Annotated in this window: 22 protein-coding genes; 9 read left to right on the top strand and 13 right to left on the bottom strand. The window is 65.3% G+C overall.

What is annotated here, in order from left to right; translation table 11 throughout:
- Positions 1 to 135 precede the first annotated feature (135 nt).
- Positions 136 to 1,464, top strand: a complete 1,329-nt coding sequence (locus tag DFR39_RS12865; RefSeq protein WP_162849521.1) for an ATP-binding protein — start codon at positions 136 to 138, stop codon at positions 1,462 to 1,464.
- Positions 1,465 to 1,504: 40 nt separating this feature from the next.
- Here the strand turns inward: DFR39_RS12865 and DFR39_RS12860 are convergent, their stop codons facing one another.
- A complete protein-coding gene (locus DFR39_RS12860) occupies positions 1,505 to 1,897 on the bottom strand; it encodes a helix-turn-helix transcriptional regulator (protein ID WP_133603973.1) in 393 nt (130 codons plus the stop codon).
- A gap of 770 nt (positions 1,898 to 2,667) precedes the next feature.
- Here DFR39_RS12860 and pilB point away from each other — a divergent pair.
- The 6 genes from pilB to DFR39_RS12830 all read left to right on the top strand — a co-directional run bounded on the left by pilB (position 2,668) and on the right by DFR39_RS12830 (position 8,296).
- Complete coding sequence (pilB, locus tag DFR39_RS12855) at positions 2,668 to 4,395, top strand: type IV-A pilus assembly ATPase PilB (protein WP_133603972.1); 1,728 nt, start codon at positions 2,668 to 2,670, stop codon at positions 4,393 to 4,395.
- A 29-nt stretch (positions 4,396 to 4,424) separates the two neighbouring features.
- Positions 4,425 to 5,645 (top strand): type II secretion system F family protein, encoded by a 1,221-nt coding sequence (locus DFR39_RS12850; RefSeq protein ID WP_133603971.1) that lies wholly within the window; start codon positions 4,425 to 4,427, stop codon positions 5,643 to 5,645.
- A gap of 27 nt (positions 5,646 to 5,672) precedes the next feature.
- The gene (locus DFR39_RS12845; RefSeq protein ID WP_133603970.1) at positions 5,673 to 6,599 is read left to right on the top strand and encodes a prepilin peptidase; all 927 of its coding nucleotides are present in this window, start codon (positions 5,673 to 5,675) and stop codon (positions 6,597 to 6,599) included.
- Positions 6,600 to 6,602: 3 nt separating this feature from the next.
- Positions 6,603 to 7,232: a dephospho-CoA kinase gene (gene coaE / locus DFR39_RS12840; protein WP_211343863.1), complete on the top strand. Its 630-nt coding sequence runs from the start codon at positions 6,603 to 6,605 to the stop codon at positions 7,230 to 7,232.
- Between the two features lie 93 nt (positions 7,233 to 7,325).
- Positions 7,326 to 8,081, top strand: a complete 756-nt coding sequence (gene zapD, locus DFR39_RS12835; RefSeq protein WP_133603969.1) for a cell division protein ZapD — start codon at positions 7,326 to 7,328, stop codon at positions 8,079 to 8,081.
- Positions 8,078 to 8,296 carry a DNA gyrase inhibitor YacG gene (locus DFR39_RS12830; protein ID WP_246030819.1) on the top strand — a complete coding sequence of 73 codons (219 nt, stop codon included), beginning with the start codon at positions 8,078 to 8,080 and terminating at the stop codon, positions 8,294 to 8,296. Before zapD ends, DFR39_RS12830 begins: the two co-directional genes overlap by 4 nt.
- Here DFR39_RS12830 and DFR39_RS12825 read toward each other — a convergent pair.
- From DFR39_RS12825 to tal, 3 genes are read right to left on the bottom strand one after another with little or no spacing between them, the layout of a single operon-like run.
- Entirely contained in the window at positions 8,285 to 8,905 is a 621-nt protein-coding gene (locus DFR39_RS12825; protein ID WP_133603968.1) for an HAD family hydrolase, read from the bottom strand. The two genes, DFR39_RS12830 and DFR39_RS12825, sit on opposite strands and share 12 nt — an antisense overlap.
- 20 nt (positions 8,906 to 8,925) lie before the next feature.
- A complete protein-coding gene (pgi, locus tag DFR39_RS12820) occupies positions 8,926 to 10,551 on the bottom strand; it encodes a glucose-6-phosphate isomerase (protein WP_133603967.1) in 1,626 nt (541 codons plus the stop codon).
- Positions 10,551 to 11,501 (bottom strand): transaldolase, encoded by a 951-nt coding sequence (tal, locus tag DFR39_RS12815; RefSeq protein WP_133603966.1) that lies wholly within the window; start codon positions 11,499 to 11,501, stop codon positions 10,551 to 10,553. The genes pgi and tal overlap by 1 nt, the downstream gene beginning before the upstream one ends.
- 142 nt (positions 11,502 to 11,643) lie before the next feature.
- Between tal and zwf the strand changes: the two genes are divergently transcribed.
- A complete protein-coding gene (gene zwf, locus DFR39_RS12810) occupies positions 11,644 to 13,089 on the top strand; it encodes a glucose-6-phosphate dehydrogenase (RefSeq protein ID WP_133603965.1) in 1,446 nt (481 codons plus the stop codon).
- Between the two features lie 5 nt (positions 13,090 to 13,094).
- Positions 13,095 to 13,958 carry a MurR/RpiR family transcriptional regulator gene (locus tag DFR39_RS12805; protein WP_133603964.1) on the top strand — a complete coding sequence of 288 codons (864 nt, stop codon included), beginning with the start codon at positions 13,095 to 13,097 and terminating at the stop codon, positions 13,956 to 13,958.
- A 22-nt stretch (positions 13,959 to 13,980) separates the two neighbouring features.
- On the opposite strand, the gene DFR39_RS12800 is transcribed toward DFR39_RS12805, so the two are convergent.
- The 9 genes from DFR39_RS12800 to DFR39_RS12760 all read right to left on the bottom strand — a co-directional run bounded on the left by DFR39_RS12800 (position 13,981) and on the right by DFR39_RS12760 (position 22,913).
- Complete coding sequence (locus tag DFR39_RS12800) at positions 13,981 to 14,292, bottom strand: STAS domain-containing protein (RefSeq protein ID WP_162849520.1); 312 nt, start codon at positions 14,290 to 14,292, stop codon at positions 13,981 to 13,983.
- 25 nt (positions 14,293 to 14,317) lie between these two features.
- The gene (locus DFR39_RS12795; protein WP_133603962.1) at positions 14,318 to 14,962 is read right to left on the bottom strand and encodes an MlaC/ttg2D family ABC transporter substrate-binding protein; all 645 of its coding nucleotides are present in this window, start codon (positions 14,960 to 14,962) and stop codon (positions 14,318 to 14,320) included.
- Positions 14,963 to 15,039: 77 nt separating this feature from the next.
- Positions 15,040 to 15,816, bottom strand: coding sequence for an MlaA family lipoprotein (locus tag DFR39_RS12790; RefSeq protein WP_133603961.1), 777 nt, complete (start codon positions 15,814 to 15,816; stop codon positions 15,040 to 15,042).
- Positions 15,813 to 16,289, bottom strand: a complete 477-nt coding sequence (gene mlaD, locus DFR39_RS12785; RefSeq protein ID WP_133603960.1) for an outer membrane lipid asymmetry maintenance protein MlaD — start codon at positions 16,287 to 16,289, stop codon at positions 15,813 to 15,815. The genes DFR39_RS12790 and mlaD overlap by 4 nt, the downstream gene beginning before the upstream one ends.
- Before the next feature lie 13 nt (positions 16,290 to 16,302).
- Positions 16,303 to 17,085 (bottom strand): lipid asymmetry maintenance ABC transporter permease subunit MlaE, encoded by a 783-nt coding sequence (gene mlaE / locus DFR39_RS12780; protein WP_133603959.1) that lies wholly within the window; start codon positions 17,083 to 17,085, stop codon positions 16,303 to 16,305.
- Complete coding sequence (locus DFR39_RS12775; protein ID WP_133603958.1) at positions 17,082 to 17,948, bottom strand: ABC transporter ATP-binding protein; 867 nt, start codon at positions 17,946 to 17,948, stop codon at positions 17,082 to 17,084. The genes mlaE and DFR39_RS12775 overlap by 4 nt, the downstream gene beginning before the upstream one ends.
- 91 nt (positions 17,949 to 18,039) lie before the next feature.
- Positions 18,040 to 18,651, bottom strand: a complete 612-nt coding sequence (locus DFR39_RS12770) for an energy transducer TonB (protein WP_133603957.1) — start codon at positions 18,649 to 18,651, stop codon at positions 18,040 to 18,042.
- Positions 18,652 to 18,704: 53 nt separating this feature from the next.
- Positions 18,705 to 22,241 (bottom strand): pilus assembly protein, encoded by a 3,537-nt coding sequence (locus tag DFR39_RS12765; RefSeq protein ID WP_133603956.1) that lies wholly within the window; start codon positions 22,239 to 22,241, stop codon positions 18,705 to 18,707.
- 30 nt (positions 22,242 to 22,271) lie between these two features.
- Positions 22,272 to 22,913, bottom strand: coding sequence for a pilus assembly PilX family protein (locus DFR39_RS12760; protein WP_133603955.1), 642 nt, complete (start codon positions 22,911 to 22,913; stop codon positions 22,272 to 22,274).
- Between the last annotated feature and the right edge of the window lies 1 nt (position 22,914).

Below are 22,914 nucleotides of genomic sequence, written 5' to 3'. Positions count from 1 at the left end.
CAGGGCACGAGGCCCGCACGGCTTGGCTTCGGCGCGACGCCGGTGCGCCACACCTCCTCTTGTTCTGCGAGGCGCCCCCTGCCGCCTAGTCTGCGTAACATTGTTAGCAAAGCACAAGCGCAGGGAGGTACAACCTTGGTCAAGGTCGCAGCCACCACGGACGGCATACAGGCCGCGTCTGCTCCGTTCTCATCCCTACACCTGAACCAGATTTTTCAGGTGTCGCCGAAGCAGCCCGACCGGCTGGTTTCGCGCGAGAGCGGCTGGCTGGAGTTCAAGTCCAGCTTCAACTGGGCAGGCCGTGAAGAGTACGCCCGCACCATCGCCGCCTTCGCCAACAACAAGGGCGGCTATCTGGTGTTCGGTGTCAAGGACAAGCCGCACGTCGTCGTCGGCATCGACCCGAAGAAGTTCGATGCCGTGGACCCGACGGATATTTCACGCTACTTCAACGACGTCTTTGCTGTCGAAATCGACTGGGAGGTCAAGACCGTCGAGTTCGCCGGGAAGACGCTGTTGCTGTTCTACGTGTTCCCGGCTGCTCGCAAGCCCGTCATCGCGGCGGTGACAGGCGACAAGCGGCATCTCATCGAGGGGGAAATCTACTATCGCTATCGGGGGCGAACGCAGCGCATCCGGTATCCAGAGCTACAGCAGCTTCTTGAAGAACTGCGGAGGGCGGAGCAGGCGGCCTGGTTCCGCTTGCTGCGTCAGATTGCCAAGGTCGGCATTCAGAACACGGCACTGGTGGACCTCACCACGGGCAAGGGAACGGCGCCCGGCTCGTCCTTCGTCATCGACGAGGCTCTACTCCCACAGTTGAAGTTCATCAGGGAAGGTGAGTTCGTCGAGAAGACCGGGTCGCCGACCATCCGGCTCATTGGCGATGCATCGACGATGCCGACAGGCATCGTCCGACCCGCCAAGAAGACCGTCGCTAAGGCCATCAACACGCCGGACATCGTGCGTGCCTTCCTGCAGGAGGAAGCCGTCAGCGGTCCGCTGGAGTACCTGGACCGCATCTGCTTCGAGGCGTCGGCGTTCTTGCCTGCGTACTACTTCCTGCACCTGGCCAAGCTGTCCCGGGCTGACGGGGTTGCCCGGCTGGCGACGCTGCCCTCGACAAGTCCGAGCCGAAGGCGACTCATCGAGCGCCTATCTGGCGATGACCTGCTGTATCTGCCGCCGCCGAAGGAGACTTACACGGAAGGCAGTCGCCTCCGGGCAGAGTACATCGAGCGACACAAGGCCGGCGCCGTGAAACCCTCGGTGCCAGCCTCGCATCTGAGGCATGCGGTAAAAGCCATCCGGTCGGTGCCGCTGGGCGAGATTGACCAAGCTTACTGTCGCGCCCTGCTGTTGGCTTGGTTCGAGAAGCACTACGGCGGCAACGACGCTGGGTTGTCGGATGAACTTCGGCGCGCCATTTGCTACCTCGACCGAGAACGCTACCGCGCCGGGTGACAAGCTCGGAGCGTCACGGCCGAACGCGGGGCACGGGCTTTCAAGCCATTAGCGCCTGAATTTCTGCGGCGTCCTTGGCGCGCATGCGTTCCACCGACGCAGCGCGTTTCGAAGCCTGCTTCTTCGGCTTGGCGGTCCGCTCAGCCTCAGGCAACGGGCCGGCTTTTGGGGCTCGCGACGCTTGCGCCGGCGCCGCTTCGGCGGGAGCCACTACCGCTGGCGCCACGTCAGCGGCAACTGGAGCGCCGCCGCCCAGCCGCCGCTCAAGCCACGAGTAAAAGAGAGACGGCAGCCAGTAGCAACGGTTGCCGAGCTTGGCTGGCGCCGGCAGGGTGCCGTCGTTGACCCAGTTTTCCACGGTGCGCAGAGAGACGCCGAGCACGTCGGCCACGTCGTCCTTGGACATGGGCTTGAAGGCTGTGGAGGCGGTCATGTTGGAGCTTCAGGAGTTGAGGTCCAACGTCTAGCGGAAGCGTTTTAGCCGCCCGCGCAAGCAGCCGCGCAAGGTGCTCACCTGCGTCGCTTTACGCGTGCACGCGGGTCGCCACACGCTTCTGTTCTGTGCCAAATCTGTGCCAAACTTCGGTCCCACGCCCCTTCGTTCCGCTGCGCGCAGCTGCGCGAAGAACGGCGTAAGTGATTGATTTTCAACGAGTGCCGATTTCATCGGAGCATCGTTCCAGCAAGGGGCGTCCGTTCGGGACGTAGAGGCCGGAGGTTCGAATCCTCTCACCCCGACCATTTTCTCCTTGCACAGCAGGGACTTCCAAGTAAATCAATTGCTTCGGCAGCGGCGCTGTGCGTCAGAGTGTGTACCGCAGGTGTGCAACTCCAACCCTCGGTACCCGCCATGCCAACAGAGCTCTTGCCGCATCCGCAAGCGCGACGCCACCCCAACTACAAGCTTCAGCTCGCCGTCCCCGCCGACCTACGGCGCCACTTCAACGGCTTGCGCCACATCCGGCCGTGACTCGGCACAGAAGACGAGGCGCTCGCGCGTGAAAAGGCAAGATCCGTCCCACTGCCCCTAGGGGGCGATGCCTGTAAACATCAGTTGCAAAACCCATGTCCCGATTCGTGAGCTTCGCCACGTTCGCCCTGGGCCCAGGGGTGCGGCTCGGTTTACAGTGCAAGGTCCGTGGGCCATGATCCTGCGCCGACTGTCGTTGGCGGCATGCAGCCCGGGCTCAGCACATAAACCCGATGAACGTGGATACCAACCTGGTCGACTCGCCTCACTCCAGCCTCTCCGGCGTGGCGCGGGTGCTGGTGAACGCCGGCAAGCTGCCGGCCAAGACCGCCGAGGATTTGGTGCGCCTGGCCCGGGAGAAGAAGTCCAGCTTTGTCGCAACCCTGATGGCCGCGAACGCGCTGCCCGCGGCAGAGCTGGCCCACACCCTGTCCGGCGCCCTGGCCCTGCCCCTGCTGGACCTCAACGCCATGGACGCCCAGCGTCTGCCCACCAACATCATCGACGGCAAACTGGCCCAGCAGTACCAGGTCTTGCCGCTGGGGCGGCGCGGTAACCGGCTCTTCATCGGCGGCGCCGACCCCACCGACCAGGAGGTGGTGGAGCGCATCAAGTTCGCCACCCAGCTGTCTCCTGAATGGGTGGTCGTCGAGTACGACAAGCTCATCAAGCTCTTGCAGGGCAGCGGGGCCAGCGCCGCCGAGGCCCTGGAATCGATGTCGGGGGGCGATTTCGACTTCGATATCGCCGAGGAGACGGCCGCCCCGGAACAGGAGACGGCCGATATCTCGGACGTCGAGGACGCGCCCGTGGTGCGCTTTCTGCAGAAGATGCTGGTGGACGCCATCAATATGCGCGCGTCCGACCTGCACTTCGAGCCCTATGAGTACCACTACCGGGTGCGCTTCCGGGTGGACGGCGAGCTGCGCGAGATCACCCAGCCGCCCATCGCCATCAAGGACAAGCTGTCCTCGCGCATCAAGGTCATCTCCCGCCTGGACATTGCCGAGCGCCGCGTACCGCAAGACGGACGCATGAAGCTCAAGTTCGGCAGCAAGGCCATCGACTTCCGGGTCAGCACCCTGCCCACGCTCTTCGGCGAGAAGATCGTGATCCGTATCCTGGACCCCTCCTCGGCCAAGCTGGGCATCGACGCCCTGGGCTACGAGAAGATCGAGAAGGAACGCCTGCTGGCCTGCATCCACCGGCCCTACGGCATGATTCTGGTGACCGGCCCCACGGGTTCCGGCAAGACCGTCTCGCTCTACACCTGCCTGAACATCCTTAACCAGCCGGGGGTGAACATCTCCACGGTGGAGGACCCGGCCGAAATCAATCTGCCGGGCATCAACCAGGTCAATGTGAATGACAAGGCGGGTCTGAGCTTCTCGGCCGCCCTGAAGTCCTTTCTGCGTCAGGATCCCGACATCATCATGGTGGGCGAAATCCGAGACCTGGAGACGGCCGATATCGCCATCAAGGCCGCCCAGACCGGCCATATGGTGATGTCCACCCTGCACACCAATGACGCGCCCACCACGCTGACCCGCCTGCTGAACATGGGCGTGGCGCCCTTCAATATCGCGTCCAGCGTGCTGCTGATCACGGCCCAGCGTCTGGCGCGGCGCCTGTGCGAGAACTGCAAGGCACCTGCGGAATACCCGCGCGAGGCTTTGCTTCGCGCCGGATATGCCGAAGAAGATCTGGATGGCAGCTGGAAGCCTTACCGGGCGGTCGGCTGCTCCAGCTGCAACAACGGCTACAAGGGCCGCGTGGGTTTGTACCAGGTGATGCCGGTCACCGAGGCCATTCAGCGCATCATCCTGGCCGAAGGAACCGCCATGGACATTGCCGAGCAGGCCCGCAACGAGGGTGTGCGCGATCTGCGTCAGTCCGGCCTGGTCAAGGTGCGGGCCGGCGTGACCACGCTGGAAGAAGTGCTGTCGGCAACCAATGAATAAGGGACGGGGTCCACAGCCCTGGAGGTGATATGGCAACAGGCGCGATCGCCAAGAACGTCAAGGAATTTGTCTTCGAGTGGGAGGGCAAGGACCGCAATGGCAAGACCGTGCGCGGCGAGCTGCGTGCCGGCGGCGAGGCCATGGTCAGCGCCACCCTGCGCCGCCAGGGCATCCTGGTCAGCAAGGTCAAGAAGCGCCGCACCGCCGGCGGCAAGTCCATCAAGCAGAAGGACATTGCCGTCTTCACCCGCCAGCTCGCCACCATGATGCGCGCCGGCGTCCCGCTGCTCCAGGCTTTTGACATCGTGGGCCGAGGCAGCACCAACCCGCGCCTGACCCGCCTGCTCAACGACATCCGTCAAGACGTGGAGACCGGCACCAGCCTCTCCTCGTCCTTCCGCAAGCATCCGATGTACTTCGATGCGCTGTACTGCAATCTGGTGGAGGCGGGCGAAGCCGGCGGTATCCTGGAGCAGTTGCTGGATCGCCTCGCGACCTATCAGGAAAAGACGGTCGCCATCAAGAACAAGATCAAGTCCGCCCTGACCTACCCGATCGCGGTGATGGGCGTGGCTTTCATCGTCGTGGCCGTGATCATGATCTTCGTGGTGCCGGCCTTCAAGGATGTGTTCACCTCCTTCGGTGCCGACCTGCCGGCGCCCACGCTGGCGGTGATCGCCATGTCGGAGTTCTTCGTCAGCTACTGGTGGGCCATCTTCGGCGGCATCGGTGGCGGCCTCTACTTCTTCATCCAGAGCTGGAAGCGCTCCGAGGCCATGCAAAAGCGCATGGACCGCATCCTGCTGAAGATCCCGGTGTTTGGCGAACTGCTGTTCAAGTCGGCCGTGGCCCGCTGGACCCGTACCCTGTCCACCATGTTTGCCGCCGGTGTGCCCCTGGTGGAAGCCCTGGATTCCGTGGGCGGTGCCTCGGGCAATGCCGTGTTTCTGGAGGCCACCGAGAAGATCCAGCGCGATGTCTCCACCGGCGCGTCCCTGACCACCTCCATGCAGAGCACGGGCATCTTCCCGACCATGGTCTTGCAGATGGCCTCCATCGGCGAAGAGTCGGGCTCCCTGGACCATATGCTGTCCAAGGCCGCCGATTTCTACGAGGACGAGGTGGACGAGGCGGTGAAGGCCCTGTCCAGCCTGATGGAGCCCTTCATCATCGTGATCCTGGGCGGCTTGATCGGCGGCATCGTGGTCGCCATGTACATGCCCATCTTCAAGCTCGGCCAGGTGGTCTGAGCCCGCTTCTCCCCCTGCGCCTTGCTCATGATTCAAGACTACGAATGGCTGCTCACGCCGCTGGCCCTGGGCATTCTGGGCCTGTGCATCGGCAGCTTCCTGAATGTGGTGGTACACCGCCTGCCCCTGATGCTGGAGCGCGGCTGGTGGCTGGAATCCAGCGAACACCTGGCCGACGCCCAGGAACTTCGCCGCGCCGGTCTCGCCGCGCCTCAGGCGGACAAGCTGGCCGCAGGTGCCCAAGCCCTGCAGACCCATCTGGAACAGCTGCCCCCCCTGGGCATTGCCACGCCGCGCTCGCGCTGCCCGCACTGCGGCCGTGCCATCGCCTGGCATGAAAACCTGCCCCTGCTGGGCTGGCTGCGCCTGGGCGGGCGCTGCGCCGGCTGCAAGCAGCGCATCTCCCTGCGCTATCCCCTGGTCGAGCTCGGCACCGGCCTGCTCTTTGCCGCCACGGCCTGGCATGTCGGCCCGCAGCCCCTGGCCCTGCTGTGGTGCGGCTTTGTCGCGACCTTGCTCGCCCTGGCCCTGATCGACTGGGACACCACCCTCTTGCCCGACTCCATGACCCTGCCCCTGCTCTGGGCCGGCCTGCTGGCCGCCCTGCTGGGCTGGACCCTTCCCCTTGAGCAGGCCCTGATCGGCGCCATCGCCGGCTATCTGGCGCTGTGGTCGGTGTACTGGCTTTTCAAGCTCACCACCGGCAAGGAGGGCATGGGCTATGGCGACTTCAAGCTGCTGGCCGCGCTGGGAGCCTGGCTGGGCTGGCAGATGCTGCTGCCCATTGTGCTGGGCGCCTCCCTGATCGGAGCCCTGGTGGGCATAGGCCTCAAGCTCAGCGGCGGCCTGCGCGAAGGCCGCTATGTGCCCTTCGGCCCCTTCCTGGCCGGCGGTGGCTTGGTCGTCATGTTCGCCGGCGCGCCCCGCGTGATGGGCTGGCTGGGCTGGGCCTGAATCTTGAGCACTGAAGCACCCAAGGCAGCGCTGCGCCTGGGCCTGACCGGCGGCATAGGCTCCGGCAAGAGCACGGTGGCCGGACTGCTGGCCGAGGCCGGCGCTGCCATCATCGATACCGACGCCATCTCCCGCGCCCTGACCGCGCCCGGGGGCGCGGCCATGCCCGCGCTGCGCGAAGCCTTCGGGCCGACGCTGGTCGCGGCCGATGGCGGTCTGGACCGCGCAGCCATGCGTAGCGCCGTCTTTGCAGACCCTGCCGCCCTGCTGCGTCTGGAGGCCATCCTGCACCCCATGATCGGTGCCGAGACCGAGCGCCAGGCTCATCTGGCGGCACCCGACCATGCCCTGCTGGTCTTCGACGTACCCCTGCTGGTGGAGTCGGGCCGCTGGCGCGCACGCGTGGACCGGGTGCTGGTGGTGGACTGCGAAACCGAGACCCAGATCCAGCGCGTGATGGCGCGGTCGGGCTGGACCCGCGAGGGCGTGGAGGCCGTGCTTCGCAAACAGGCCAGCCGGGCGCAGCGCCGCGCCGCGGCCGATGTGCTGATCCACAACGAGGGTCTGGATCTGGTCGCCCTGCGGGGGCAAGTCCTGGCCCTCATGCAGCACTGGGGCTTCATGGAGCGCTGATCACAGCGCACGCGCTGCCGATATCGGCAGCAGCTTGTGAAACAATCGGCCCCAAGCGCGGCACTGTCAGCCGGCATGCAAGGAATGGCCCCCTTGGTCCTCTACGAATACCCGTTCAACGAAAGCATCCGCACGATGCTGCGGCTGGAGCATCTCTTCGATCGCCTGGGCCAGCTGATCGCCCGCGAGACGCCGCTGGACCATCACTTTGCCCTGGTCACGCTCTTCGAGATCATGGACGTGGCCTCACGCGCCGATCTCAAGTCCGATCTGCTCAAGGAGCTGGAGCGTCACAAGACCCAGCTCAACGGCTACCGCGGCAACCCGGCCATTGCCGAGGAGGCGCTGGACGAGGTGATACGCCGCATTGACCACGCCTTCAGCGGCCTCAATGCACTCAGCGGCAAGGCCGGTCATTCGCTGACGGCCAATGAGTGGCTCATGAGCATACGCAGCCGCATCAGCATCCCGGGTGGCACCTGCGAATTCGACCTGCCGGCCTACTACAGCTGGCAGCAGCTGCTGCCGGTGCGCCGCCGCAAGGACCTGATGCAGTGGACCCAATGCCTGATGCCCATGGCCGAAGCCCTGCAGGTGCTGCTGGGCCTGCTGCGCGACTCAGGCTCGCCCCACAAGGTGGCGGCCCAGGGCGGGCAGTTCCAGCAAAGCCTGCCGTCCGGCAAGACTTACCAGCTCCTGCGCATGCGTCTTGACCCCAGCCTGGGCCTGATCCCCGAGATCAGCGGCCACCGCCTGATGGTGTCGATACGCCTGATGCGGCAGGACGAAGAGGGCCGGCTCAAGCCAGCCCATCAGGACGCCAGCTTTGAGCTGACGCTGTGCTCATGAGCGCGATGAAGCCCGTCACGGGCGGCGCAGACAACAAGCCGCCGCGCATCGTGCCCTGTCCCACCTGCGGCGGAGACAGCGTGTTTGCGCCCAGCAATCTGTGGCGGCCCTTCTGCAGCGAGCGCTGCCGCCAGATCGATCTGGGCGCCTGGGCCAGCGAGAGCTTCCGCGTTCAGGCCGCGCCACCGACCGAAGATCCCGATCTACAGCCCTAGCAGGCCGCGTTCTCGCAACTGAGGGCGCACGGCATCGGCCGTCGTGAAGTGCAGGGCCTGCCAGCCGGCCGCATGGGCCGCCTCGATATTGGCCGGGTGGTCGTCCAGAAAGAGGCAGCTCTCGGGCGCCACACCGAAGCGCTCGATCGCGATGCGATAGATCTCCGCCCCGGGCTTGGACTGCTTGACCCGGCCGGAGAACACACCGTTTTCGAACCACTGCTGCAGCGGATGGCTGCGCTCCAGGTGGTCGGCATAGGGCTCGGGCATGTTCGAGAGGTAGAAGAGCCGGTGGCCCGCCGCCTTGAGGTCCTGGATCAGGGCCACGGTGGGCGAGAGCAGCTGCAGCTCGTCCGCCACCGCGTCCACCACCTGGGCCACCTCGGCGGCCAGCCAGCCGGTGCGTGCGGCAATACGGGCGATCACCTCGTCGGCCCCGATCAGGCCCTGGTCGAAGGCCCCCCAGTCACCCGCATACTGCTGGAAGAACTGGGCCGCCACGGCCTGGCCCGCCTCGGCATCGGGCACGCGGTGCGGCCAGACCCGGGCCAGAAAGCTCGGCGGGTGCCAGCGGAACAGCACGCCGCCGAAGTCGAAAACAATATTCATCGTCGTCGGGAAAGAGAGCTTCAGGCGCGTAGGCGGGCCAGCAGACCGGCCGTGGACGCGTCCAGCCCCGTGGCGTCACCGCTGGCCAGGCGCGGCAGCAGGCGGTTGCACAGGGCCTTGCCCAGCTCCACGCCCCATTGGTCAAAGCTGTTGATGCCCCAGAGCGCGCCCGTGACGAAAACGCGGTGCTCGTAGAGCGCGATCAGGGCACCCAGGGCGCGCGGCGTCAGCGCCTCCAGCACCAGGGTGCTGCTGGGCCGGTTGCCGGGGAAGCTGCGGTGCCGCGCCACCGCCAGCGGGCTAAGGCGCTTGGAGGCCGTGGGCGCCTGCTCCTGCAGGGCCTGCTCCACGGTCTTGCCCTCCATCAGGGCCTGGGACTGGGCCAGGCAGTTGGCCAGCAGCTTCTGGTGCTGGTCCTGCAGCAGGGCCGCCAGCTCGCTGCCGGCGGGCGCGCCATGCTGCGGCGTCTTCACCGCAATGAATTCCACCGGCACCACATCCGTGCCCTGGTGCAGCATTTGGAAGTAGGCATGCTGGCCGTTGGTGCCGGCCTCGCCCCAGACCACCGGGCTGGTGGCATAGCTCAAGGCCTGACCCTCACGGTCCACGCCCTTGCCATTGCTCTCCATCTCCAGCTGTTGCAGATAGGCCGGCAGGCGGCGCAGGCCCTGGTGGTAGGGCGCAACCGAGCGGCTGCCGAAGCCGTGGAAATTGCGATACCAGAGGTCGATCAGGCCCTGCAGCACCGGCAGATTGCGCTCCAGCGGCGTGCGGCGGAAATGCTCGTCCATCGCATGCGCGCCCTCGAGCAGGGCCCGGAAGTTGGCCGCGCCGATGGCGATGGCAATCGGCAGGCCGATCACCGACCACAGCGAGTAGCGGCCGCCCACCCAGTCCCAGAAGCCGAAACTGGTGGTGATGCCAAAGGCCCCGGCTGCCTGCGTGTTGCTGCTGGTGGCCACGAAGTGGCGCGCCACATCCCTGCCGCCCGCGGCCAGGAACCAGGCCTTGGCGGCCTGGGCATTGGCCAGGGTTTCCTGCGTGGTGAAGGTCTTGGAGGCAATCACGAAGAGCGTGCTCTCGGGCCGCAGGCCCGGCAGCACGGCGGCCAGATCATGGCCGTCCACATTGGAGACGAAGTGCAGGCGCTGACCCGCCTGGGTGTAGGCCGCCAGGGCCTGCACCACCATGGCCGGCCCCAGATCGCTGCCGCCGATGCCGATATGCACCACATCGCGGAAGCCGCTGGCGGCCACGTCGCGCGCGCTCTCGGCAAAGTCCAGCATGCGCGCGAGCGACTGCTGCACCTCGTCGCTGAACAGGCCCTGCCCCGCCGGGGCGCGCAGCGCCGTGTGCAGCACGGCGCGGTCCTCGGTGTGGTTGATGGGCTCGCCCTTGAACATGGCATCGCGTTGTGACTCCAGACCGCAGTCGCGCGCCAGCTGCAGCAGCAGCTGCAGGGTGGGTGCGTCGATGCGGTTCTTGGACAGGTCGGCAAAGACCTCGGGCGCCTCGAAGGACCAGGCGGCAAAGCGCCCGGCGTCCTGCGCAAAGGCCTGGCGCAGGTCGAAGTCGCGGCCACCGCCCTGGTAATGCGCTTGCAGCGCAGCCCAGGCCGGGCTCTGGTCACAACGCGAATACAGCATCAAAGACTCTTTTCGATCAGCTGGTCCAGCTTGCCGGCGTCCACGGCAAACAGGCGGATGCCTTCGGCCAGCTTCTCGGTGGCCATGGCATCCTGGTTGAGGGCAAAGCGGAAGCCCGCTTCGTCGTAGGCCACCGCGGGAATGTCCGCGGCGCGCGCGGCTTCGGCGTCCAGCGCGCGTGGCAGCGCGGCCTCCGAAGCCTGCAGCTGGGCCAGCAGCTCGGGGCTGATGGTCAGCAGGTCACAGCCGGCCAGCGCCTGGATCTGGCCGATATTGCGGAAGCTGGCACCCATGACCTCGGTCTTGACGCCATGCTTTTTGTAGTAGTTGAAGATCTGGGTGACCGACTTGACGCCCGGATCGTTCAGGCCGGCGCTCGCCGCCTCGTCCCAGGCCGCGCCGGCGCTCTTCTTGTACCAGTCGTAGATGCGGCCCACAAAGGGCGAGATCAGCTGAATGCCGGCGGCGCCACAGGCCACGGCCTGGCAGAAGGAGAAGAGCAGGGTCAGGTTGCAGCGTATGCCTTCGCGCTCCAGCTCGGCGGCGGCCTGGATGCCCTCCCAGGTGGAGGCGATCTTGATCAGCACGCGCTCGCGCGGGATGCCGGCGGCCTCGTACAGCGCCATGATGCGGCGCGCACGGGCCACGGTGGCGGCGCGGTCGAAGGACAGACGGGCGTCCACCTCGGTGGACACGCGGCCCGGCACCACCTTCAGGATCTCCAGGCCGAAACGCACCAGCACCCGGTCCACGATCTCGTCCAGGGCCAGGCCCTTGTGGGCCACCACGGTCTCGGCCAGCAGGGGGGCATACTCCGGCTGCAGCACGGCCTTGAGGATCAGCGAGGGATTGGTCGTCGCGTCGCGCGGCGCGAACTGGGCCAGCTGCAGGAAGTTGCCGGTGTCGGCAACGACGGTGGTGTAGGACTTCAGTTGATCGAGCTGGTTCATGGTCTTCGTGACGTGAAGGGAAAACAGTCCTTATTAGAACCTGCCGCGCCGGCCCGGATTGACCCCTGCAAGAAACTCGTGCATCATAAATCCGGTAACTTCGTTACATCAACAAAACATTCGTAAGAGAAGCGCGCGCAGCATGTCATTCGATCTTGTCTTCTTCGGCGGTACCGGCGACCTCACCTGGCGCAAGCTGATGCCGGCCCTGTTCCAGGCCTTCCGCCACGGCAAGCTGCCCGAGGGCGGTCGCATTCTGGCGGTGGCGCGTGACGAGATGCCCGACGAGCGCTACCGCGAATGGCTCAAGGAGCGCTTCCGCGAGGTCGAAGGCTCCAAGCGCCCCAGTGACGAGGAGTTCGAGCGCTTTGCCGCCCAGGTCTTCTACCGGCGCATGGATCTGTCTCAGCCCGAGCACTACCAGCGCCTGAAGGAATGGCTGAGCGAGCGTCAGGCCGATACCGTGGTGCTCTACCTGGCCACCAGCCCGCATCTCTTCACCCAGATCTGCGAACAGCTGGGCGCGGCCGGCCTGAACGAGCCGCGCGTGCGCGTGGTGCTGGAGAAGCCCCTGGGCCACGACTTGGCCAGCGCCCAGCAGATCAACAAGGTGGTGCGCTCGGTCTTCAGCGAGAGCCAGGCCTTCCGCATCGACCACTATCTGGGAAAGCCCTCGGTGCAGAACCTGATGGCACTGCGCTTCGGCAACGCCCTGTTCGAGCCGCTGTGGCACCGCGAGAGCATCGCCAACATCCAGATCACCCTGGCCGAGAGCCTGGGCGTGGGCACGCGCGGCCCCTTCTACGATGGCACCGGCGCCCTGCGCGATATGGTGCAGAACCATGCGCTGCAGCTGCTGACCATGATCGCCATGGAGCCGCCCAGCTCGAACGATGCGGATGCCATCCGCGACGAGAAGCTCAAGGTGCTGCGCGCGCTCAAGCCCTTCACGCCGGACTCGGTGGCCCGCGATGTGGTGCGCGGCCAGTACCGGTCCGGTACCGTGGACGGCAAGGCCGTGGTGGGCTATCTGGACGAGGCCAAGGTGCCGGCCGACAGCCGCACCGAGACCTTTGTGGCCCTGCGCACCGAGGTGCAGAACTGGCGCTGGGCCGGCGTGCCCTTCTATCTGCGCACCGGCAAGCGCCTGGCGGCGCGCGACGCGCAGATCGTGGTGAACTTCCGCCCCGTGCCCCACCCCATCTTCCCGGGCGCCAACCGGCCCAACCAGCTGGTGATCAAGTTGCAGCCCGAGGACGGTCTGGAGCTGCGCCTGCAGGCCGCCAAGGGCGGCGCGCATGGCGAAGCCCTGGCCCCGGTGTCGCTGGACCTGGACTTCGACAAGGCCTTTGCCGCCGACCGTGTGGGCGCGTACGAGCGCCTGCTGCTGGATGCCATTGCCGGCCGCCTGAACCTCTTCGTGCGCAGCGACGAGCAGGAGCAGGCCTGGCGCTGGGTGGAACCCATCCTGGATGCCTGGGCCCAGGACCCTGCCGGCCCCCGCACCTACAGCGCCGGCTCCTGGGGCCCGCCCGCGGCCAGCGCCCTGGTGGCCCGCGAGGGCTTCAGCTGGGCCGAGGAACAGTAATGAGCATGCTGGAGAGAATCAAGGCGGCCCTGCCGGCCCTGCCACCGGCCGAGCAGCGGGTGGCCAAGCTGCTGCTGGCCGACGCGCGGGCCTTTGCCAATCTGCCGGTCAGCGAGCTGGCGGACCGGGCCCATGTATCCAAGCCGACGGTGGTGCGCTTTTGCCGCTCGGTGGGTTATGACGGCCTGGCGGACTTCAAGCTCAAGCTGGCCGGCAGCGTGAACGAGGGCGTGCCCTTTGTGCACCGCGCGGTGGACGAGGACGACAAGCCCGGCGATCTGATCGTCAAGGTGGTGGACAACGCCGTGGCCGCCCTGTTGCACTACCGCAATGACGCGGCCAGCCATGCTTTTGAGCGCGCCATCGCTGCCCTGACCGAGGCCGGACGCCAGGGCAAGCGCATCGAGTTCTACGGCGTGGGCAACTCCGGCATCGTGGCCCAGGACGCCCAGCACAAATTCTTCCGCTTGGGCGTGAACACCATCGCGTGCAGCGACGGCCATGTGCAGCTGATGAGTGCCACCATGCTGGGCCCGGGCGACTGTGCGGTCGTCATTTCCAACTCGGGCCGCAGTCGCGACCTGATGGATGCGGCCGAGATCGCGCGCAAGAAGGGCGCGACCACCATCATCATCACGGCCAGCGGCTCACCCCTGGCCGCCATGGGGCAGGCGCCGGGTCAGGTCTTGCTGGCCGTGGATCACCCCGAGGACTTCGACCGCTACAGCCCCATGGTCTCGCGCCTGCTGCACCTGATCGCGGTCGACATCCTGACCACGGGCGTTGCCCTGCAGCTGGGCCAGCAGAACCTGCGCCCCCTCTTGCAGGAAATCAAGCGCAACCTGCGCAGCAAGCGTTACGCCAACTGAGCGCGGCGGCGCCGGGCCGTCATCAGGCGGCTTGGCTCTGCACCGCCTCGGGCCAGAGCAGCTCGGCCACGCCGTAAACGCGGGCCAGCTCGCGCAGCTTGGCCGGCGGCTCATGCACTTCCAGCGTCAGCCCTTCCCGGTGGCACAAGCGGGCCGCCTGCAGCAGCAGGGTCAGGGCCGAGGAATCAAACTCACTCAACCCCCCAGCCTGCAACCGCAGCCGGCTGCCAGCCGCGCTGCGCACCTGGGCGGCTTCGGCCTGCAGGCTGGCCTCAAGCTGAGTCCACAGGCGGGCAGCGTCGCCCAGGAGCACGCTGCCGGGCAGCTTCAACATGGTCTGCGGCACCTTGGTCAAGCCTTCAAGACTTGGCCGCGCCCGTGGCCTTGGCATTGCGCTCGGCCAGGGCCTTGATCAGGCCGTCGATGCCATTGGCACCGATCTCCTGGGCAAAGCTGTTGCGGTACTGGTCCGCCAGCCAGATGCCCAGCACATTGACGTCGTAGATCCGCCAGACACCGCCCGACTTCTCAAGACGGTAATCCAGCTGGATGGGGTCGCCCTTGCCGCGCACCTCGGTACGGACCACAACCTCGGTGTCGTCCGGCGAGGCACGCAGGGGCTTGAGGGCCACGGTCTGGTCCTTCACCTGGGTCAGCGCGCCGGCATAGGTGCGCATCAGCAAGGCCTTGAATTCGTCCTGCAGGCGCTTTTGCTGCTCGGGGCTGGCCTGGCGCCAGTAACGGCCCACGGCAGAGGCCGTCATGCGCTGGAAATTCACATGCGGCATGACCTTGCTGTCCACCAGCTGCACGATCTTCTGCACGTCTCCGGCCTGGATGGCCTTGTCGGCCTTGACGGCCTCGATGGTCTCCAGCGACAGCTGACGGATCAGCAGGTCAGGTGCGCTGGCGTCGGCAGCACGGGCGGCCAGCGGCAGGCTGTTCAATGCCACCAGGCTGATGGCCAGCACGCCGCGCAGCAGGCTACGTTTGGATGCAAACATGAACTTCCTTTCTATGAAATTGGGAATGGGCGGCACCAGGCGCCTGAAGGCCCTAACGCGGCCACAGGCCGCGCGGTTCACCGGTCGGCCTGGGGATTGACCAGCGGCGCATCGGGCACCAGAACCTCGTAATCGTCTTCCTCGTCCTCCTCCACGGTGCGGCGCTTGGTCAGGTAGGCGTCGCGGATGAAGGTGTACTTGTCCAGGGCGATGCCATCCAGCATCTCGCCCGCACGCAGGAAGTTGGAGCGCGCATTGATGTTTTGCAAGGCGTAGATCGCGAGCTGCTTGTCTCCGCCCTGCAGCAGCAGGGCCGGACTCGCCAGGCGGTCAAAGGGCAGCGCGATCGAGTCGCGCACCGTGGAGGGGCCAAAAACAGGCCAGACGATGTAGGCCCCGGAGCCCGTGCCCCAACGGGCAAAGGTTTTGCCGAGATCTTCGCTGCGACGCTCCAGACCGGCCTCGCCCGCGATGTCCAGCACACCCGCGAAGCCCAGGGTGGAGTTGACCGCGACCCGCATGGTCTGTTGCACGCCGTACTTGAAGCGCCCTTGCAGGAAGAGGTTCACGGCGGACCAGGCGTCGTTGACGTTGCCAAAGAAGTTGTCCACGCCCTGGCGCACGGGCGAGGGGATGATCTCGCTGTACGCAGTGGCGACGGGCTTGAGCACCGCTTCATCCAGGCGTTCATTGAAATTGAACACCTTGCGGTTCCAGTTCTCCCACGGATCCTGGCGCTGGCCCGGTGAGCCCGGGCCCTTGACGCTGGCGCAGGCGCTCAGGCTCAGAGCCAGGGCCACCAGCAGCCAGGCGACCAAGCCACGCGCTACCGTGCCGCTGGCCAGGCCGCTCACTTACTTTCTCCCGTGCTGCCCATGTCCGCAGCCTTGCTGTTGATGAACTGACCGATCAGGTTCTCCAGCACCACCGCCGACTGGGTCTGCGTGATGCGATCACCCGCGGCCAGATTCTTCTCGTCCGCGCCCGGCTCCAGGCCGATGTACTGCTCGCCCAGCAGACCGGAGGTCAGGATCTTGGCCGAGCTGTCCTTGGGGAAGACCACGTCCTTGTGCAGGTTCAGCACGACCTTGGCTTGGAAGGTCTTGTCGTCAAAGCTGATGGACTCGACGCGACCGATCACCACGCCGGCGCTCTTGACCGCCGCACGCGGCTTGAGACCGCCGATATTGTCAAAGCGCGCCGTGACCTGATAGGTCTCGTCGAAATTCAGGCTCAGCAGATTGCCGGCCTTGAGCGCCAGAAAGAGCAGGGCCGCGCCACCCAGGAGCACGAAGAAACCCACCCAAGCATCGTGACGAGATTGCATCGTCTCATCTCCCTCAAATCGAAAACATCATGGCGGTCAGGACAAAGTCCAGCCCCAGCACCGCCAGAGAAGACAGCACCACGGTGCGCGTGGTGGCCTGCGACACGCCCTCGGGCGTGGGCTTGCAGGCATAACCCTGCAAGAGGGCCACAAAACTGACCGTGATACCGAACACCAGGCTCTTGATCACGCCATTGCCCACATCGGCAAACACGTCCACCCCGCCCTGCATCTGGGACCAGAAAGCGCCGGAGTCGATGCCGATCAGGACCACACCCACCAACCAGCCACCGATCACACCCACGGCCGAGAACACGGCCGCCAGCAAAGGCATGGCGATCACGCCGCCCCAGAAGCGCGGCGCGAGCACGCGGCGAATGGGGTCCACCGCCATCATCTCCATGGCGGTGAGCTGCTCGCCGGCCTTCATCAGGCCGATCTCGGCCGTCAGGGAGGTACCGGCGCGACCGGCAAACAGCAGGGCCGTGACCACGGGCCCCAACTCCCGCACCAGGCTCAAGGCCACCAGCAGACCCACGGCCTCGGCAGAACCGTAGCGCTGCAAGGTGTAGTAGCCCTGAAGCGCCAGCACAAAACCCACAAACAGGCCCGACACCCCGATGATGGACAGGGAGCGGTTGCCCAGGAAGAAAACCTGCTCGCGCACCAGCGCGAAGCGCGTCAGCACTTGACTGCTGCGCATCAGGATCTGGGCAAAGAGACGCGCCCCCATGCCGATATCGGCCAGTTCCAGACGCAGTGCACGGCCCACGCGAGCCAGAAAGGCGGCACTCATGCAAGCTCCCGGCTCGGCATGGCGCCCACGCCAAAATCCTCATTCACGGGCAAGGCGGCCTGGTGAAAGCGCACCGGACCATCGGCCTGCGCCCCCACGAACTGCTGGACCAGGGGATCCTCGCTGTGGCGCAACTCATCGGGCGTGCCCTGGGCCACGACGCGCCCATTGGCAATCATGGCAACCTGGTCGGCGATGGCAAAGGTCTCGTGCAGGTCATGCGACACCACGATACTGGTCAGACCCAGGGCATCGTTGAGGTCGCGAATCAGGCGAGCGGCCACGCCCAGCGAGATCGGGTCCAGGCCCGCGAAGGGCTCGTCATACAGCACCAGATCCGGATCCAGCGCAATCGCACGCGCCAGAGCCACCCGCCGTGCCATGCCGCCCGAGACTTCGGACGGCATGAGATCGCGCGCGCCACGCAGGCCCACTGCATTGAGCTTCATCAGCACCAGATCGCGAATCATGGCCTCGGGCAGATTGGTGTGCTCGCGCAGCGGAAAGGCCACGTTCTCGAACACCGAGAGGTCGGTAAACAAGGCGCCGAACTGGAACAACATGCCCATGCGCCGGCGCACCGCATAAAGCCCGGTCTGATCCAGCGTGGCCAGGTCATGCCCATCGAAGAGCACCTGACCGCGCACCGGCTTGAGCTGGCGCCCCAGCAGGCGCAGCACCGTGGTCTTGCCACCGCCCGAAGTCCCGATCAGGGCCAGCACCTTGCCACGCGGCACGCTCAGGTTCACGCCCTCGAGAATGAGACGCTCACCATAGCCGCAGCTGACATCGCGCAACTCCACAAGCGGCGGCCTGGGCGACGATGGGGGCAAGGAGGATGGAGAAACTATCGGTGGGGCCATAAGCCGTTGCGATGCAGGGCCGCGCCCCTTGAAACGAAAACGACATCATAGGGGAAACACCAAGCGCACGTTCGCGCCTAGGTTTCATGCCCTATTCATGCGCCAGCGGCAGAGGCTCGCTCTCAAAACTGACCTCCACGCGGATGAGAGAGCGCACGGCCCGTCCGTCCAGCTCCCCCGGACTGAAGCGCACCGCCATAAAGGCCTGGCGAGCCGCCTCGAACAAGGGCTCGGGCAACTCGGCATCGGCCGCCTCGACACGCCGGACCTGGCCCTGATCGTCAATGAAGAGGCGCAGCACCCCGCGGAAACTGCCACGCAGGGATGACTGCGTCGGCCAAGCCAGAAGCACCGTCTCCTGCGGCGCGGGCCCCGCGCTGAGCAGGTCCCGCGGCAGGTAGATCGGTTCGGGGGTGAGCAGCGCCTCCGGCAGGTCGGTCCAGGGAGCCAGTGGCGGCGAGGGCATGACGGGCTCGGGCAAAGCCGCCCGCGCCGGCCAGACCAGGCCGGGCGCCGGCCCCGCAGGGGCCTCGCCTCCCTGGGCGGACAGCACAGCCGCCGGCACGGCACGCACCTGCAGCGAGGTCTGGGCTTGGCTGAGCCCCTGGGGCTGCAAGCGAGCCGGGGCGCTTTGCGCCTCAAGCACTGCCAGTGTGAGCACGGCGCCGTGGAGCAGCACGGCTGCCACCACGGAAGCAGCCAAGGCCTGCCCCCTGCGCCGCCGGGCGCCGCCCGCCCGGGCGGCCGCCCCCGCCATCAGTTCGCCAGCTCGCGCCAGGAGGTGCGGCGCAGCGTGCCGGTGGGCAGATTGCTGGGTTCAGCACCGGCCTTGGCCGAGCTCTTGCCGTCCACCCCCTGCACCAGGGTCACCAGCTTGCCCGTGGAAGTCTGAACCGAGGTAATACCGGCAATCAGCGTGCTGATGGCATAGGAGCTCAGCAAAGGCTTGCCACTGCCGACGTCAAGGTAGTACAGCCAGCCTGTACCGCCAGGATTGCAGGCGGTGGGGTTGGGAATATTGCTGGCCACGATCAGCTGGTTCAGCTGCTGCGCCATGTCAACGTTGACACGCTCCCCAGCCGCCAAGTCCACATACCAGCCATTCTGAGTGCTCCAGGTCACGGCTTTGGGATTGTCCAGTCCATCGCGCTTACTGTTCATGGTCTGCTTGACCATGCCGCTGTTGCTGCGCAGAGCCCCCAACGAGGTGCTGTCCAGTGTGTCCTTGAAGGTGTAGACCGATTGCACATCCTTGTTGACGACATCGCTGAAGCCCAGGTAGCGGCCGGTCGCCACCGACACCAACTGATAGCGGTAGTTGCCGTCAACCACCTCGCTCAACACGGGCTTGGTCGTGATGGGTTGATTGCTCCCCACCTGGGCCAGCAAGAAGGCCTCCTTGCCGGCGGGACCGTAGTTGCCATCAAAATCAAAGCGCCAGACGTTGCCCAGCATATCGCCCGCGTAGAAGCGCTGGGCCACATTGGCCTTGCTGTCATCAACCCAGGCATTGAGCCGCCCCAGATTGCTCGGCCTCGATGTATCCCCGACAAAGGTGGAACCCGAGGTCTTGGCTTCGATCTTGTCAATGACGACGCCGGTCATGGCATCCAACACATACAGATAGCCCCTGCCGGACCCCGGGCTCACATTGTTGTAGCCCGAGGTGAAGGCCACGATCCACTTACCGGCCTTGTTTTTGGTGATTACCGGGTTGCCATAGCTGAAGCCCAGGTCACTGTCGGTGAACTCCCAGAGCGTGCGCGGATTCAGCGGGTCAGTCACATCCAGCGCGTAGTAAGCACGCCCTCCCTTACCCAAACCACCGACCAGAATGGTGCGCCAGCTCGTGCCATCCTGCACATCGCCAACCACTGGAGAGCCGTCCACAAAGAAACGATGCTGGGACTCATAGTCGTTATCGGCCAGCAGGTACATATTCTTCATGACCTCGGTAGGCACATAGGCCCAGAGCTCCTGACCGCCGGTGTTGTCATCACTGACCTTGAGTGCATGCAACATGCCGTCGTTGGCGGCCACATAAAGAACAGCCTGGCGGGGGGGGGAGGCGTTCGCGAAGTCCTTGTACCCGTCGCCATAGCTCATGGGCGGCTTGCCCACATACACCGGCGCACCGCCCACGATGTCACCCAAGGGGCCCGCGCGGCTGCGGAACAGACGGGCATCTGCGTTGCTGGCGGACATTTCCAGGCTCTTGTCGCCGCGCAGATAGTTGACCAGTGCCGCGCCAGTCATGGCGGCCCTTGCCCCGGCGGTGATCTCAGCGCATTGGCTGAGCTTGCCGGCAACGCCACACATCCCATCAAAGTGCGCCTTGGCGGAGCTGGGCAGATTGCTGTAGGTGAACTCGCTCAGGCTGCTGCCATTCTTGAACAGGATGCGCCGGCTGGTCTGTGAGGCGATCCGGTCAGCCGCGGACCAAACAGGCTTGTTCGGGCTGATCAACTGTCCGGTATCGCCTCGCAGTTTGTAAGCCTGAACGTCGCCGGTCCAGCTCTTGGTCTTGTAGAGCGGGAGGAAGGCCCAGTTGGCGTCGTCGCTGGTCTGCAAAGAGAGCGTGCTCGTCGCAGCGGCACCGCCGCTGCCGTCCCGGCTGTCGATATCTTCCAGGGCCGCCACGAGGGACGCGGCCATGGCATCGGCATTGCTGGCGCTGTAGTAGATGCCGCGCCCATTCACGGCCGCATGCCAGAGGTCATCGATACGTTCGGGCCCGGTGTTGGTAATGGGGTCTGGCCACTGCTTGGTCGTCTGCCGAATGTCGAAGAAGTCGCCCTGAGTTTGGGTCAGGTAGTTCTTGTCATAGGCCAGCGTGCCGCTGATGCCTAGGCCCAGGGTGAACGTCACCATATGCTGCGGTTCCGGCGGGGTGTCGGCTGGCCCGTTGGTACAGACATCACTCTCTCGGCTAACCGTCTTGCCATCCTTGGACACGATGTCACCACCGGTGCAATTGCCCAATGCCTCGGTCCGCAAATCATTAACGTAGTAGTACATTGCTACGTCCGCCAAGGTTTCAGACACCCCCGCTCCATTGTTGGCCGAGTCGCGCATGGGCGGATCAATGGTGGAGCCGCCGTCGGGATTACCCACGCCTGCAGTGCCAAGCAGATTCAGCGGCAATGATTGGTCCTGGTTCCAATAACCATCGGTAGACAGAATGGTGTAGTTGCGCTGGCAGGAGTACTGCACCGGATCGCGCTGACCGCTGAGCTTGTTGGCATAGTAGCGCCCGGCACGCGCGAGAGCAGGTCGCAAGGGCGTGTTGAAATTGCCTGATGTGCCGTACAGACGACTGAAGAAATCGGTCTTCTGGGTGTCCGCATCGTAATCGCGGATATTGAGGAAACCCGTCGAGTCCGCGCCTCCATTGGCATGTTCGCTGATCTTGGAAAAGCCCACACGGAAACGTGCGGGGTCGATCGTGGCAAAAGCCCTGCCAGCCCCGGTGCGCATGGCCAGCATGCGGGTACGGTAGTAGGAGTACCAGTTGGCGTAGTTGGTCTTTTGCTCGGCACTGATACTCGATGAAGCGCGAACCACATCAAAGTCGGCCACGTTGCAGCTGGTGGCCGAGGCGCCGCTTTTGCGTTGAGCCCAGAGGAACTGCCCCGCAGCCCCCGCAGTGACAATGTCCTCGGTCACGGTCAACAAGGCACAACTATTCCAGGTGTTGCTGCAGCGCGAGAAGCCAGGAGCCGCAACTCGGCTCACGGTCACGGTCCGGGTAAGGGTATCGGTACCGTTGAAGGAGTCCGTGGAACTGGGGTTGGGCGACGGCAGTGAGCAAGCCCAATCATTTCTGGAGCCGCAGACACGACGGCTCTCTGTACGGTCGTAGCTCTTCTGAGGACCGTAGATGTACGGTGTCTCAGGGTTGTTATTGCCCAAGTTCACTACGCCACTGGCGTCGCCACGAAAGCCGTCATTCCAAGCGGCCGAAAAGCTCGAATTGAGCATGGACGCGCCATTGGCGTTCAGGGGCGGTGGATACTTGGTTGCTGGGTTGAAAAAGATGAGATTACTGTCAGCCGAGCCGAAGCACACATCGTTGCGCGGCGCGTTGTCGGGCATGTAGTTCCAGTTCATGGAGCCCGAATCGTCCAGCACAAACATCAGATTGCTGCGCACGGTCACGCCGGTGGTGGTCGAGGCCAGCGGGCGATCCGCCAGATCGGCAACGCCGGACTGCGCCGCGGCTACGACGGGCAGCAGCATGGCCAGCAGCGCTGCCGCCAGACCCCGGCTCTTGTACATCCAGGTCTTGATCATGATCTTTCTCCTAGCGGGTCTCGAGCCTCGTCAGAGCTGAACAATGGTCTCGGTAAAGGCCACAGTACCGCGCGGCCCCTGAACCCGAACTACCACCCGGTAATAGACGCTGTTATTGACCAGCAACTGCATCGTCTGATTGTTGTAGTCCGCCGCACCGCGATTCCCACCCGGCATGGCGGCCGAGCCCGGCGGTACCGCACAGTTCACTGCCGCCGGACTGCCTGCCGTGGCACATAAGCGGGTGATGATGTAGCGGGCTTGGTTGCCACCAAACGTCTGCACGGGCGAGGCCTGCAGACAAGTGCTCCCGGCGGGGCAGTTGCCCCCATTCCACAGGACCTGGGCCCGCGCTGCGTTGGCGCGATTGGCGCCGGTGAGGTCAACCGCGTCCATGCTGGCCGCGTAGTAACCCACATTGGCCATGTTCTGCTGCAGGGTAGGGCCGGCATTGTTCTGCAGCCACACCAAGGCCTGCTCCGTCATCTGGCCAGAAGCGGCCGTGGCATCCTGCTTGAAGCCTAGATTGCCAATGACCAGGCTGGAGGTGTCGACGGAGCGCACCAGGGCCACCGAGGCCAGCGCGATCACCACCATGGCCATGAGGGCGAACAGCAGGGACAAGCCGCGCTGCCGACGGGAACTGCGTCGAGTCAATGCCATGCCTGCCATC

Origin of the sequence: Roseateles asaccharophilus (genome assembly GCF_004362405.1) — a bacterium.
GTDB lineage: Bacteria > Pseudomonadota > Gammaproteobacteria > Burkholderiales > Burkholderiaceae_C > Kinneretia > Kinneretia asaccharophila.
This window is presented reverse-complemented; position numbering and strand designations above follow the sequence as displayed.